Origin of the sequence: uncultured Dokdonia sp. (genome assembly GCF_947492535.1) — a bacterium.
Classification (GTDB): Bacteria; Bacteroidota; Bacteroidia; order Flavobacteriales; family Flavobacteriaceae; genus Dokdonia.
On the sequence record NZ_CANLNH010000020.1, the window covers coordinates 40,285 to 54,500 of the forward strand.

The following is a 14,216-nucleotide window of genomic DNA, read 5'->3' on the forward strand; positions in this document are numbered from 1 at the left end:
ATGGACGAGAAAACCATACTACTTTTTGACGATTATCTACAAGGAGCGCTTTCTCCCGAAGCAAAAAACGCCTTAGAGTCAAGATTAAAAACAGAACCAGCACTTAAAGATGCATTTACCATTTTTAAAGAGGTAAACGGACACTTAAGTCATCAGCTATCTGAAGAACGCGTAGCATTTAAAGATACGTTGGAAACACTAGCAGATCAGCATTTAAAAACAACGATGACCCCTAAAAAAGAAGTGAAGGTTATTTCCTTTAAACCATTGCGATATCTCGTTGCAGCCTGTGTGATCGTATTATTCGGTATTACATTTTGGATTCAGATGCAGGCGGTAAGCTATGACGATTATTCTTTTAAAGGAACTATAGACTTGGTAGAAAGGGGTGGTGATGTGTCCGCTTTCGCGAAAGCGGAAAAAGCATTTAACAATGGGGAGTATAATGAAGCTATTGCTCAATTTGATACGATTCTAGCTGACGATCCTGAGAATACACAAGTACTATTTTACAAAGGAATTGCTTCTGTCGAAACAGAAGACTATGCTAAAGCAACATCGATTTTTGAAAATTTAAGTAATGGGACTTCTATTTTTAAATACAAAGCACAATGGTATCATGCGTTGAGTTATTTAAAACAAGGGGATACAGATCGATGTAAGCAAATCCTAGAACGTTTGCCTCAGGAGGCGGAAAACTATAAAGAAGCACAAGAACTTCTTAAAAAACTATAAGTGTTAGGTTAGGTTGTAGGCTATTTCTATTTTTGACCCATGCAATTTACAGATACCCATACCCATTTATATAGTGAAGCATTTGATGAAGATCAAGATTTGATGATTCAACGAGCAATTGATGCTGGCGTTACACGCTTTTTTATTCCTGCCATAGACTCTGAATACACACAACGTATGTATGATTTAGAGACTGCTTATCCAGACCATATGTTTTTAATGATGGGATTACATCCTACACATGTAAAAGAAAATTATGAAGAAGAATTGGCACATGTTGAGGCTCAGTTTGAAAAACGATCCTTTTATGCAGTAGGGGAGATAGGAATTGATTTGTATTGGGATAAAAGTACATTAGGTATACAGATAGATGCATTTAAACGACAGATACAGTTAGCAAAAAAATATAAATTACCTATAGTGATACATTGTAGGGAGGCATTTGATGAGGTGTTTGAAGTACTCGAAAGTGAGAAAGGAGATGATCTTTTTGGTATTTTCCATTGCTTTACAGGAACAAAAGAACAAGCGTTACAGGCAATAGGCTATAATTTGAAGTTAGGAATAGGAGGCGTTGTAACATTTAAGAATGGGAAAATTGATCAGTTTTTAGCTGAAATTCCAATAGAGCATATTGTTTTGGAAACCGATGCTCCTTATTTAAGTCCTGTGCCGTACAGAGGAAAGCGTAATGAAAGTAGCTATGTAACGTTAGTTGCTGAAAAAATGGCGACTATTTATCAAAAACCGCTAGATGAAATTGCAAGAATCACTTCAGAAAATGCAAATGCTGTTTTTATGAATATAAAAGCAATCTAAACTTAGTCTATATATAATAGAGTAAACTGAAATAATTTTGTTTCTTTTGTGGCTAATAACCTAAATGTAGTATTATCTCCATATTTGATCACATACGACCGTATCACGACAGCGAAGTAAATAAGGCTTTACAACAAGCTTCTAGACATCCTATGTTTAAAGTGCTATTGCAGTTTACATTTCCAAACGCATCGATGAGCGAAATTCAGGAGATACTATCACAGTGTCATTCCATCCATGATTTTCAAACCAAAGTAATTTACAAATCAGTTCAGAACCTATTAGCAAAAAGCTCCGAAGGTTTCTCTACAGCAGGTTTTGATACGTTACTACCTAATAAACCTTATTTTTATATATCAAACCATCGTGATATCGTATTAGATACATCATTGATTAATGTAGGCTTAATAGATAATGGATTGATTACGACAGCCTCTGCAATAGGAGATAACCTAGTACAAAAAGAATTCTTGATGGCATTATCTAAGCTTAATAGAAATTTTTTGGTACTCCGTAATCAATCTCCTAGAGAATTACTAAAAAGCTCGAAGCTTTTATCTGAATATATGCAGTTCTTATTATCTGAAGGACGATCTGTATGGATGGCACAACGAGAAGGACGTACAAAAGATGGTAATGATCTTACACAACAAGGCGTACTTAAGATGGTTACCATGGCCAGAGGAAAAACGCCTTTGTTACAATATATAAAGGAGCTTGATATTGTTCCAATTGCTATTTCATATGAGTATGATCCTACAGATATTCTAAAGGTTCCTGAAATTGTGGCTAAGCAAGAAAACGTACCTTATATAAAAACAAATAATGAAGACTTTAATAGTATTCTTAAGGGTGCATTAGGGTTTAAAAAACGTATTCATATAGAAGCAGCTCCTCTAGATGCATCTATTTATGATCAGATAGAGAAAGAGGCACAAAGCGATAATGAAAAATTAAAACGATTGGCTTCAGAAATAGATAAAAGCATACATCGTCATTATAAATTATGGCCTTCTAATTATATAGCATATGATTTATATCATAATACGACAGAGTATGCATCTTACTACGATGAAAAAGAATTGCGCCATTTTGAAAGGCGTTTAGAGCGTAGAGTGAATAAAGAAAATCAATTGGAGATTGATAGTTTCTTATTAATGTATGCAAACCCTGTGATTAATACATCTAAGTTATGAGTACAAAACCTAGTATACTTTTAATATACACTGGAGGTACTATAGGTATGATTAAAGATTATGAGACAGGAGCTTTAAAAGCTTTTGACTTTGATCAATTATTACAGAACATTCCTGAACTTCAACTGTTAGATTGTGATATTAGCACGTCTTCTTTTGAAACTCCTATTGATTCGTCAAATATGAATCCTGAATATTGGAATGAATTATGTGATTTGATCAGCTCAAATTATGATAAATTTCAAGGTTTTGTGGTTTTGCATGGAAGTGATACGATGAGCTATACAGCCTCTGCGATCAGTTTTATGTTAGAAAACTTGAATAAACCTGTTGTTTTTACAGGATCTCAATTGCCTATTGGAGATTTAAGGACAGATGCGAAAGAAAATTTAATTACAGCGATTCAAATTGCAGCTTTGCAAAAAAGAAATAAACCTGTTGTACAAGAAGTATGTCTCTATTTTGAATATAAATTATACAGAGCAAATCGTACATCAAAAGTAAGTGCTGAGCATTTTGAAGCATTTGATTCACCTAATTACCCACCTTTAATCACTTCAGGAGTTCATCTTTCTGTAAGCCATGAATTGCTTTTTAAGCCAAGAAAGAAACCTTTTAAAGTACATAAAGGCCTTGTTACAGATGTGTTACTGTTAAAAATGTATCCTGGTATTCCTAAGAGTCTGGTATTAGGTATGCTTGCTATGGAAGATGTTAAAGGAGTTGTGTTAGAGACCTATGGATCTGGTAATACAACTACAGAGACATGGTTTATCGATGCTCTAAAAGCAAGTATTAAAAAAGGTGTTCCTGTCGTTAATGTGACGCAGTGTACTGCAGGAAGTGTGCAAATGGGTAGTTATGAGACAAGTGTAGCACTTAAGAAAGTAGGTGTGATTAGTGGAAGAGATATTACTACAGAAGCAGCAATTACAAAAATGATGTATTTGTTAGGACAAGAATTAGGTCCAAAAGTCTTTAAATCAGTTTATGAAACCCCTTTAAGAGGAGAGCTTACATAAATTTAAGATATATCTTTTTAGCAGGTCAGTTTTTTTTTGTTATTTGGCACTCCTTTTGATGAAGGTAACTGCATTGTCTAAATATATTAAATTAACGTTAAGGTATTAGATGATGTAATTTTTAGAGAGGTGGCCGAGCGGTCGAAGGCGCACGCCTGGAAAGCGTGTATACGTCAAAAGCGTATCGAGGGTTCGAATCCCTTCCTCTCTGCTTAATAAAGAGTGCTTTATGCTCTTTATTATAAGTTCTTACAAATAGAAACGTTTTATACTTAAAAAAGCTATTCCACTCTAATTAAGCAAGTCTGAGGTATATGATATGCTTCCTATGAAGCATAATGAGTTTCTATCTGCTATTTTTTTCAGAATTAATCTAATTAATTACTATATTTAACCCTTTACTAATTTAAATTTAAGATCAAGAGCAATGAAAAAATTATTCTCTATTATGGCAATCGCAGCTGTTGTAGCTTTAGGGACTTTTACAACTAAAGCCAGCAATGCGCAAACAACCCTTCCAGTTCAAGTACAGCAAATAGTTGCTAGTGTTGATTCAGGAGCAACATTTCAAGACGATACAGCAGATGAAGAACTATCTTTTACACAAGATTTAAAGAAACGTTTTATAGAAGGAGGACCTGGGTTTATGGGGATTGTTCTTTTATGTCTTATCTTAGGTTTAGCTATCGCAATAGAAAGAATTATATACTTAAACTTAGCTTCTACGAATAGTAAAAAACTATCTCAAAGTGTAGAAGATGCATTAAATAGTGGTGGTGTTGAAGCTGCAAAAGAAGTTTGCCGTAACACAAAAGGGCCAGTTGCTTCCATATACTATCAAGGTCTTGATCGTGTAGGTGAAGGAGTTGAAGCAGCAGAAAAAGCTGTAGTTTCTTATGGTGGTGTACAAATGGGACAATTAGAAAAGAATGTTTCTTGGATCTCATTATTTATCGCATTAGCACCAATGCTTGGTTTCATGGGAACGGTAATCGGGATGATTCAAGCATTCGATAAAATTGAAGCAGCAGGAGATATGAATCCAGCACTGGTAGCAGGAGGTATTAAAGTAGCACTTCTTACAACCGTATTTGGATTAATCGTAGCTATTATACTTCAAATATTCTATAATTACATTATTGCTAAAATTGATAGTATTGTAAATGATATGGAGGATTCTTCAATCACTCTAATCGATATGTTAGTGAAGCATAAAAAATAATTAGTAATACCTTAAAAACTTTAAAAAATTATGGGATTACATAAAATATTAAAAATAGTAGTAGGTGTCATTGGTGTTATCGCTATGATATTTGCTGGTATTGTATGGACAATAGATAGTGAGCCACTTCAAGAGGAGGTGAAAGCTTTAGGAATAAATGCAGTAGACGTACCTTCTAGTATTGGTAATTTAATGACTATTGGGTATATCGTATTAGCTTTGATTCTAGTGCTAGTTATAATCTTTGTTATAAAAGGACTTTTCAGTGGTAATGCTAAAAATGTATTAATAGGTGTTGGTATTTTCTTACTTGTAATAGCTATTTCATATTTCGTGGCATCAGATGCGATACCTGAAGACATTATGAAAGCAGCTGCAAAACAAGATATAGAGCTTACGCCTAATATCATGAAATGGGTAGGTGCAGGTATAAATTCATTCTTTATATTGGCTGCTACTGCTATCGGATTAATGTTGTTCTCAGGAGCAAAGAAACTCGTAAAATAATTTATTATGGCAAAACGCTCAGCACCCGAAATTAATGCAGGATCTATGGCAGATATTGCGTTCTTGCTTCTTATTTTCTTTCTAGTTACTACAACTATAGATAAAGATAAAGGATTAGTAAGGCAATTGCCACCTCCACTGGATGAGAATATTGTGCCTCCAATTATCAAGCAAAAGAATTTGTTTGTGGTATTGGTAAACAGTAATAATGATCTTCTAGTAGAAGATGAGCCAATGGAGTTAAAAGATTTACGTCAAGCGGCTATAGATTTCTTAGATAATGGTGGAATTCCAGCTGGACAAGAAGGATATTGTGATTTCTGTCAAGGAAGTCGTAGTCCAAGTTCATCAGATAATCCAGATAAGGCTATTATCTCTATGAGTAGTGCAAGAAAAACAGATTACACTACATATATAGCTGTTCAAAACGAATTAGGAGCAGCCTATAATGAACTTAGAGATAGAGAGTCACAAAGACTTTTTGGATGGAAATATACAGAAGTTAAGGCGGCAATAGACGCTGGAAACTATGAAGGAAATGAAGAAAAAGCTAAAGAAAAATTAAAGCAGGTTAGAACACTAATCCCATTTAAACTATCTGAAGCAGAACCTAAAAGTAATTAATACTATGTCAAAGTTTAAAAAGAAAAAAGGAGGAGAACTTCCTCCAGTAAATACAGCTTCATTACCTGATATTGTATTTATGTTACTGTTTTTCTTTATGGTAGCTACTGTACTTAGAAAAAATGATCTTAAAGTTTTAAATCAATTGCCTCCAGCAGATCAAATTGAAAAACTTGACAAATCAAGAACAGTTTTTATCTATATTGGTAAACCTAGTGATAATTATAAAGGAAAATCTAAAGAGGCAATCGTACAAATTGGTGATCGTATTGTAGATGTTAGTGAAGTTAAAACAGCTATCCTACAAGAAGTAAGTACACTTCGACAAGAACTTCAGAGTTCAGCAATTGTTGCTTTGAAAATTGATCAAGATGCAGAAGCAGGATTAGTATATGATGTGAAGCAAGAATTGCGTGAAGCAAATCTGCCTAAAATCATTTTTATTACTACGCCTAATAGTGCAGTCGAATAAAATCAAAATTTTATATTAGTAAAAAAACGCCTTGATCATTCAAGGCGTTTTTTTATGTTTATTCATAGTGTTCATTTCTTGTATCTTTGTTATAAATCCAATCTTGTGAAATATCTTTCTTTTTATATACTACTCTTTTTGTTATGTAATATTCACACAGTTTTAGGTCAAGAAGAAATTGAAGAATATACGGTAGTTGATTCTTTGTATCGAGAAGATCAAGTTTATATTGGAGTTACATTTAATTTATTGTCTAATAAACCCGAAGGAATATCACAAAATGGTCTTAGTGGTAGTTTACAGTTGGGTTTTATACGTGATATGCCTTTTAACAAACGTCGTAATAAGGCCATAGGAGTTGGCTTAGGTGTTTCTATAGATACATTTAATCAAGATCTTTTTATAGGTGAAGAAGGAGATGGTAATACAACTATATTTTCTACAATTGCAGATGATATAAATGAAGATAAAAATAGGTTTACCTTTTATACATTAGAAATGCCTATACAATACCGATGGAGAACATCAACTCCAACAAAGTATGCTTTTTGGCGTATTCATGCAGGTGTACAGTTAGGGTATATTTTTCGATTTAAATCTACATTTATTCAAGAAGGTAATGAAGTAAATCAAACAGATCTTCCAGAGTTAAATAAATTGCAATATGGGTTGACATTTGCTTTTGGTTATGGTGCTTTCAACTTTCAAACGTATTATGGTTTAAATACGTTATTTAATGACGATGCTGTTATTAATAGAGAGAATGTAAACCTACAAGTAATTCGTTTGGGACTTCAGTTTTATTTCTTGTAATGGTATTTTACTTGCTGCTCCCTTTTATATCCAATATTTAAATGACATAAGTTGGGGTAGTGCTCCTACAAAAGAACCGATAATCAATTCTGGATATGTATGTGCTTTTGCATCTAATCTCGAAGTTGCTGTACCACCACATCCTATAATCAAGAATCCGATGAGAAGAAGTAGATTTTGATTGAAATGAATGCTAAGCCCAATAATAAATGTAGTCAAACCAGCGACACCTATCATATGAAGGCTTGTTTTAAAATTAAAGAGTACTAATATAAAAGCCGCTAGACTTGATCCTAAAATGCCAACAAAGAAAAAATGAAGTTCTGGAATCTCATATCCTTTAAAAACAATTTGAATCAATAAAAACGTAAAGAATAATTGCATTAATAAAGGATAACGACGCTCTTTTACATTTTTAAGATGAATATCTGATACCAAATTTAAGTTTTTAAGCATATAATAGCTTAAAATAGGTATGATAACAGTCATGATTGCCGTAGCAAAAAGCTTAGAAAAAAGAAACGAAGCATTAAAAAACCTAGGTGAAATTTTAAAATAGAGTAGTACGCCCGCTATTGGCATCAATAGTGGATGAAAAATATAGGATAGACTTCGTAAGAGATACTTCATCAGATTTGTTTGCGGAGTCTTGCAACAGGAAGATCTAATTGTTCTCTGTATTTTGCTACAGTACGTCTAGCTATAGGATATCCTTTCTCTTTTAAAATACCTGCTAATTTATCGTCAGTCAGTGGTTTTTTCTTATCCTCTTCTTCAATAACAGTTTCTAAAATCTTCTTAATCTCACGTGTAGATACTTCTTCACCTTGATCATTTGTCATACTCTCACTGAAGAACTCTTTAATAAGTTTTGTCCCGTAAGGTGTATCTACATACTTACTATTTGCTACACGAGAAACGGTTGATACATCCATGTCAATTTCATTGGCAATATCTTTCAATATCATGGGACGTAAACTACGTTCATCACCTGTAAGGAAATACTCTTTTTGATAGTACATAATAGCACTCATGGTTACAAATAATGTCTGCTGGCGTTGTAAAATGGCTTCTATAAACCATTTAGCAGCATCTAGTTTTTGTTTTATAAACATAACCGCATCTTTTTGCGCTTTTGTTTTTTCTTTAGAGGCTTTATATCCTTTAAGCATATTACTGTAGTCTCTCGAAACTCTTAACTCAGGTGCATTACGACCATTGAGTGAAAGTTCTAATTCCCCTTCTACAATGCGTATCGTAAAATCAGGAACTACATGCTCTACTATTTTTGTATTACTAGCGTAGGAGCCTCCAGGTTTTGGATTTAAATGCTCAATTTCTTGTATGGCGTTTTTAAGTTCTTCTTCAGAAATAGAGAACTTAGACATTAATTTCTTGTAATGCTTCTTGCTAAAGTGATCAAAAGACTTTTCAAGAATCGCTATCGCAAGTTCTACGGACTTCGTAGGTGTTTTTCGCGAAAGCTGTAAAATCAAACACTCCTCTAGATTACGAGCTGCAACTCCAGAAGGATCCAGTTCTTGTACTGTAAACAGTACCTCTTCTATTTTTTCTTCTGTCGTATATACATTTTGAGTAAATGCAAGATCATCCATTAAATCTTCAAGAGACCTTCTTAAATAACCGCTTTCATCAAGGCTTCCAATGATAAATTCAGCAATATCACGTTCTTCTTGTGATAAACGAAAGGTATTGAGTTGTGTCTTTAAGTATTGATTAAACGAAGTTCCTGAAGCATAAGGTACTTGCTTATCTTCATCATCTATACTATAATTATTAGCGCTTAACCGATAGTCAGGAATTTCATCATCGCTTAAGTATTCGTCTACATTGATATCGGTTTCTATAGTATCATTTCCAAAATCTTCTTCAATATTACTAAACTCATCAAATTCATCCTTAACTTCTTCCTTGCCACTATCTAGCGCAGGGTTTTCTTCAAGCTCTTGTTTTATCTTTTGTTCAAAAGCCTGTGTAGGCAATTGAATCAATTTCATCAACTGTATTTGTTGAGGAGATAGCTTTTGAGAGAGTTTAAAATTAAGTTGTTGTTTCAGCATGTAACAAAAATAAGCAAAAGAGAGAAGACCAACGCGTTCTATTTTGTTATAGAAATAGTAATTACTGAAGCTACTGAAAAAAATAAACTATAATCCTTGGTTAAGGCTTAAACAACCCATGCTTTATGGCATAAATAACTAAACCTGTTCTGTTTTTTAAATTCAATTTAGAAAAGACACTATCTCTATAGCCTTGCACCGTTTTTGGGCTTAAAAACATACGATCTGCTATCTCATTATAGGTCATTTCTGTACAGGCATGTTTTATAAATTCGAGTTCTCGTTCCTTAAGGGTAAGCGAACTCTCCTCATGTAGACTTCGCACTAAGATTTGAGCGACGGTATTGGTGTGATAAAACCCTTGACTTATTAGTTCTTTTAAGGCACTTTCTAAGACCGATTTTTCAGTGTCTTTTAGCAAATATCCTTTTGCACCAGCACGGAGCATTTTTAAGATGGTACGCTCTTCTTCTTCTACAGAAAGGGCCAGTACTTTTATATTGGGATGATGCTCTTTAAGATAGGCGGTGGTTTCAATGCCGTCCATAATAGGCATGTTGACATCCATGAGAACGATGTCTGGACGTTTATTTTCAAAAACGAGCTGATCTACAAGTTCTTGTCCGTTTTTGCAAGTGTATAATACTTCAAAATCTTCAAAAGAATTTACAAGGCCACTAATGGCTTGTGAGAGCAATGTATGGTCGTCTACTACTACAAGTTTGTTCATGTGATGTCGTTTTTTGATGTGTATGAAAGATGCATTTCAGTACCATCTCCCTCCTTTGACGAGACTTCAATCGTAGCGCCAATCAATTTTCCTCTAGACTCTATATTTGAAAGTCCTATTCCTTTTTTCGCTTTCGCGAAAGCCATATCAAACCCAATCCCGTTGTCTTTAGCCTTAATATCTAAACTGTCTTTGGTATATGTGATACAAACATCTAGATGACTTGCTTTAGAATGTTTAATCGTATTGGTGAAAAACTCTTGAAATATTCTAAAAATAATAGACCCTATTTTTTTATCTATTTCAATTGGAACTCCAGTTACTTTTAAACTCGTGGTTAGATATTCCATACGCGTAAAACGATCTAACTCTAGTTCTAATGCTTCAACAAGCGTCATGTTTTTGAGCGCTTCTGGATTAATAAGCTTAGACAAGGCTCGTATTTCTGTAAGTCCTTTTCCTATGGTTTGTGCTGCTTCGTCTAGTTGTGCTTGATCACTGCCAGCATTTTGTGTTTGTATTTTAGCCAGAGTTAATAACTGGCCTATATTATCATGCAATTCCCAACTAATATTTCGTAAGGTTTCTTCTCTAATTTCTATTTGGGACTCAGCAATCTCTCGTTCAAAACGTTTTTGAGAGTCTTGTTGTTCTATCAAAAGTTCATTTTTACGTCTGATAAAAACAGAAAATAATACCCCTACTACAATTAATAACAATAATAAAATAGTTATTGATACTAATGCTAGTATCAGCGTGTTATTGTCTGGTTTGATTACATAATATGGCAAATTTCTTTAATAAATTGGTTAATGATATTAAATATAACTAATTAAGTTGAGACCTTTTTTCAGACCATATAAATCCAAAAATGATTACTAGGTTAGAAATTATGATAATTGTATATAAAACAGCGGGTAATTGTATTTCATGTAATCTATTATCGATATCTGATGGGTCATAAAATTTTTGAGTCGCAATTATAATTGGATATGAGATATTAAATATTAGAAAACCGATATTAATCCATAATAATAAGTCTTTTTTGATTTTTGAAATTCGAGTACTTTTTATAAGATCTATTAGATAATACATAATAGAAATTACAGTTATAATAGCACCATAAATAAACGCATAGTCTAATGAAGTGTTTATGGGATTCTCAAATAAGATATTAATAGCATAAAATAACCAAAGGCTATATAATAAGATTTTTAAAATTTTCTGTCGAAGACCTTTAGGATCATTAATACTTTTCATTAAAACCCAGATAATTATAGAAAATTGAGTAATATCAAGTATGTTGTAAAAAAACTTATTTGTTGTGTTGTAATGCTCCCAATATTTAACAGCTATTATTTCATTAATGGCAATATACCAGAATAAGAATAAGAATAATTTTAATTCTGTGTGTTTATATTTATAGAAATAGAAAGTAGCTATTATAGCTGTAATAAAGAGAGACGTAAATTGTAGGTTGTCTAAAAACTCCATAGATACTTTCTATTCCTATATGCTAATAATTACTATATCTTTTAATTATTGTTTCCATCATCATAATCGTCATCATCTGTAGACGGAGGTGGTCTCTTTCCTCCACGATTTGCAGCTAAACTAGTAATGTCATCATCATCTTGAACTAATACTAAGTTTGCTTTTCCAGGAGTTTTGATTTTACCAATTTTAAGATAATATTCCTGTAATTGCCCTACAGGAACTGCTGTAGGATTTCCATTTTGGTTTTGAATAGCAAAGGCAACTTCATTATCACCCTTTTTCATCGTAGGGTTAAAAAATACAGTCCCAGAATTAGGATGACGACCTTCTATATCATATTGTCCTAAGTATACACGAAGTCCTAATATCTCAGTGTCAGCTTTTTTAGCTTCTTGTTCTACATAATCTAAGTATTGTCTTAACTCTTTGTAGTTAAACGTGAGGGAACGTGTAGCTTGAAAATTATCAACTTCTCCTACTTCTTCGTTTTCATGGTCTTCAATAAGTTTAACTCTATTTGCTCCGTAGTTTTGATATAAAGCAATAGCTTCATCAAGTTCAATAGCCATATCTGGTCTTTCTACTACAACAACAGTTGGTGGACCATTATTACCATCGTCTTCATTATTAGTGTGATCTCCCTTACAATCAACAAGCACGAGTGCCATCATTGTGAGTGGAATCATAAGATTTAAAAGTTTCATAATTGTTTTTGGTTTTAGTGGTTATGAATGTGATTTTTTGTAAGGTACAATGATACGGGTAGTAATCACAAAAAAAAAGGGGCGAAAGCCCCTTTTTGATGTTGTATACTGCCTAGAATAAATAACCTTCTCAATCCAAGGATGCGATATTTATTTTTTTATAAATAACCTTCGAAACAAGTTTTAGAGAATTAATTCCTTAGCTATCGCCTTGCGATTAAAACTCAGCATGTCCTGGAAACCTAGGATAAGGAATCACGTCTCGTATGTTGGTCATACCGGTTGCAAAAAGTACTAGGCGCTCAAAACCAAGCCCAAAGCCACTGTGAACACAGGTGCCAAATTTACGTGTGTCTAGATACCACCATAACTCTTCTTCAGGAATATCTAAAGCCGCCATTTTTTCTTTCAAAACATCCAAACGCTCTTCTCGTTGCGATCCACCTACAATTTCTCCAATGCCAGGGAATAAAATATCCATAGCGCGTACTGTTTTTCCATCTTCATTTAAACGCATATAAAATGCTTTGATGTTTGCAGGATAATCAAAAAGAATTACAGGGCATTCAAAATGCTTTTCTACAAGATAACGTTCATGCTCACTCTGTAAATCTGCTCCCCATTCATCTATCAGATACTGGAATTTCTTTTTCTTGTTAGGCTTACTATTACGTAATATCGCAATTGCTTCGGTATAGCTTACGCGCTTAAAATTGTTATTGATAACAAATTCCAATTTTTCACGTAGTAACATGGTTGAACGTTCAGCTTGTGGTTTTTTCTTGTCTTCCTCTAGAAGACGTTTTTCTAGAAATTCTAAGTCATCTTGACAATGCTCTAACACATAGCTTATCACGTACTTTATAAAATCTTCTGCAAGATCCATGTTGGCATCTAAGTCATTAAAAGCCACTTCAGGCTCAATCATCCAGAATTCTGCAAGGTGACGTGATGTGTTACTATTTTCTGCTCTGAAGGTAGGTCCAAATGTATATACTTTACCTAATCCTAGGGCATACGTCTCTGCCTCCAATTGTCCAGAAACCGTAAGGTTGGTTTCTTTTCCAAAGAAGTCCTGACTATAATCGATGCTTCCATCTTCTTTTTTAGGAAGATTTTCTAAATCTAATCCCGTTATCTGAAACATTTCTCCGGCACCTTCTGCATCACTACCTGTAATCATAGGTGTATGTGCTTGGTAAAAACCATGCTCATTAAAATATTGATGCACAGCAAAAGAAAGCTTAGAACGCATTCTCATAATCGCGCCAAAGGTATTGGTGCGAACACGTAAGTGTGCTTGCTCTCGTAGCTTTTCTAGTGTATGACGTTTAGGTGATAAGATGGTAAGTTTTACCTCTTCTGGATCTGCATCTCCTTCTATTTCTATAGATTTCACTTTGATCTCTACACGCTGTCCAGCTCCTTGACTTTCTTCAAGAATTCCAGTGACCACAATAGCCGCACCCGTATTGACACGATTTAAAAGCGCGTCGTCCATATTTTCATAGTCTACGACGCATTGTATGTTTTTGATGGTAGATCCATCGTTAAGTGCAATAAATTGATTAGCTCTAAACGAGCGTACCCATCCTTTTACAGTGAACTCCTGATGTATAGCATCACTTGCTAAAAGATCAATTACAGAGATATAGGTCATGTTCATACTATTTTTAAACCCGTCATGGGTTTTGATTCCTTCAACGTTTACAGTTGAAACTTAAATGATGTTTTCTCAATCACCTTCTTATGTCCCGTTTAAGGTATGGTGGATTGAGAACCGCAAATATAAAT

General features: G+C 33.8%; 16 protein-coding genes and 1 tRNA gene. 10 read left to right on the forward strand and 7 right to left on the reverse strand.

Features of this window, described 5'->3' with window-relative positions; genetic code table 11:
• From Q1A60_RS19590 to Q1A60_RS19635, 10 genes are all read left to right on the forward strand, one after another.
• Positions 1–735, forward strand: coding sequence for a tetratricopeptide repeat protein (locus tag Q1A60_RS19590; protein ID WP_299768657.1), 735 nt, complete (start codon positions 1–3; stop codon positions 733–735).
• A gap of 39 nt (positions 736–774) precedes the next feature.
• A complete protein-coding gene (locus Q1A60_RS19595; RefSeq protein ID WP_299768660.1) occupies positions 775–1,554 on the forward strand; it encodes a TatD family hydrolase in 780 nt (259 codons plus the stop codon).
• 74 nt (positions 1,555–1,628) lie between these two features.
• Positions 1,629–2,750 carry a 1-acyl-sn-glycerol-3-phosphate acyltransferase gene (locus tag Q1A60_RS19600; RefSeq protein WP_299768741.1) on the forward strand — a complete coding sequence of 374 codons (1,122 nt, stop codon included), beginning with the start codon at positions 1,629–1,631 and terminating at the stop codon, positions 2,748–2,750.
• Positions 2,747–3,772 (forward strand): asparaginase, encoded by a 1,026-nt coding sequence (locus Q1A60_RS19605; RefSeq protein ID WP_299768663.1) that lies wholly within the window; start codon positions 2,747–2,749, stop codon positions 3,770–3,772. Before Q1A60_RS19600 ends, Q1A60_RS19605 begins: the two co-directional genes overlap by 4 nt.
• A gap of 123 nt (positions 3,773–3,895) precedes the next feature.
• Positions 3,896–3,983 (forward strand) — tRNA-Ser (locus tag Q1A60_RS19610).
• A gap of 216 nt (positions 3,984–4,199) precedes the next feature.
• A complete protein-coding gene (locus Q1A60_RS19615) occupies positions 4,200–4,994 on the forward strand; it encodes a MotA/TolQ/ExbB proton channel family protein (RefSeq protein WP_299768666.1) in 795 nt (264 codons plus the stop codon).
• A gap of 30 nt (positions 4,995–5,024) precedes the next feature.
• The gene (locus Q1A60_RS19620; RefSeq protein WP_299768669.1) at positions 5,025–5,501 is read left to right on the forward strand and encodes a hypothetical protein; all 477 of its coding nucleotides are present in this window, start codon (positions 5,025–5,027) and stop codon (positions 5,499–5,501) included.
• Between the two features lie 6 nt (positions 5,502–5,507).
• Positions 5,508–6,125: a biopolymer transporter ExbD gene (locus Q1A60_RS19625; protein ID WP_299768672.1), complete on the forward strand. Its 618-nt coding sequence runs from the start codon at positions 5,508–5,510 to the stop codon at positions 6,123–6,125.
• 4 nt (positions 6,126–6,129) lie between these two features.
• The gene (locus tag Q1A60_RS19630) at positions 6,130–6,597 is read left to right on the forward strand and encodes a biopolymer transporter ExbD (protein ID WP_299768675.1); all 468 of its coding nucleotides are present in this window, start codon (positions 6,130–6,132) and stop codon (positions 6,595–6,597) included.
• A gap of 105 nt (positions 6,598–6,702) precedes the next feature.
• The gene (locus tag Q1A60_RS19635) at positions 6,703–7,410 is read left to right on the forward strand and encodes a porin family protein (protein ID WP_299768679.1); all 708 of its coding nucleotides are present in this window, start codon (positions 6,703–6,705) and stop codon (positions 7,408–7,410) included.
• Between the two features lie 24 nt (positions 7,411–7,434).
• Here Q1A60_RS19635 and Q1A60_RS19640 read toward each other — a convergent pair whose 3' ends face one another.
• The 7 genes from Q1A60_RS19640 to asnS all read right to left on the reverse strand — a co-directional run bounded on the left by Q1A60_RS19640 (position 7,435) and on the right by asnS (position 14,082).
• Positions 7,435–8,040: a hypothetical protein gene (locus Q1A60_RS19640; protein WP_299768682.1), complete on the reverse strand. Its 606-nt coding sequence runs from the start codon at positions 8,038–8,040 to the stop codon at positions 7,435–7,437.
• Positions 8,040–9,491, reverse strand: coding sequence for an RNA polymerase factor sigma-54 (gene rpoN, locus Q1A60_RS19645; protein ID WP_299768685.1), 1,452 nt, complete (start codon positions 9,489–9,491; stop codon positions 8,040–8,042). Before rpoN ends, Q1A60_RS19640 begins: the two co-directional genes overlap by 1 nt.
• Positions 9,492–9,591: 100 nt before the next feature.
• On the reverse strand, positions 9,592–10,221 hold the full coding sequence (locus tag Q1A60_RS19650) for a response regulator transcription factor (protein ID WP_299768688.1): 630 nt from the start codon (positions 10,219–10,221) through the stop codon (positions 9,592–9,594).
• Complete coding sequence (locus tag Q1A60_RS19655; RefSeq protein WP_299768691.1) at positions 10,218–11,012, reverse strand: ATP-binding protein; 795 nt, start codon at positions 11,010–11,012, stop codon at positions 10,218–10,220. Before Q1A60_RS19655 ends, Q1A60_RS19650 begins: the two co-directional genes overlap by 4 nt.
• A gap of 37 nt (positions 11,013–11,049) precedes the next feature.
• On the reverse strand, positions 11,050–11,715 hold the full coding sequence (locus Q1A60_RS19660; RefSeq protein ID WP_299768694.1) for a hypothetical protein: 666 nt from the start codon (positions 11,713–11,715) through the stop codon (positions 11,050–11,052).
• A gap of 41 nt (positions 11,716–11,756) precedes the next feature.
• A complete protein-coding gene (locus tag Q1A60_RS19665) occupies positions 11,757–12,422 on the reverse strand; it encodes a hypothetical protein (protein WP_299768697.1) in 666 nt (221 codons plus the stop codon).
• A 217-nt stretch (positions 12,423–12,639) separates the two neighbouring features.
• Positions 12,640–14,082, reverse strand: a complete 1,443-nt coding sequence (gene asnS / locus Q1A60_RS19670; protein ID WP_299768700.1) for an asparagine--tRNA ligase — start codon at positions 14,080–14,082, stop codon at positions 12,640–12,642.
• Positions 14,083–14,216: the final 134 nt, after the last annotated feature.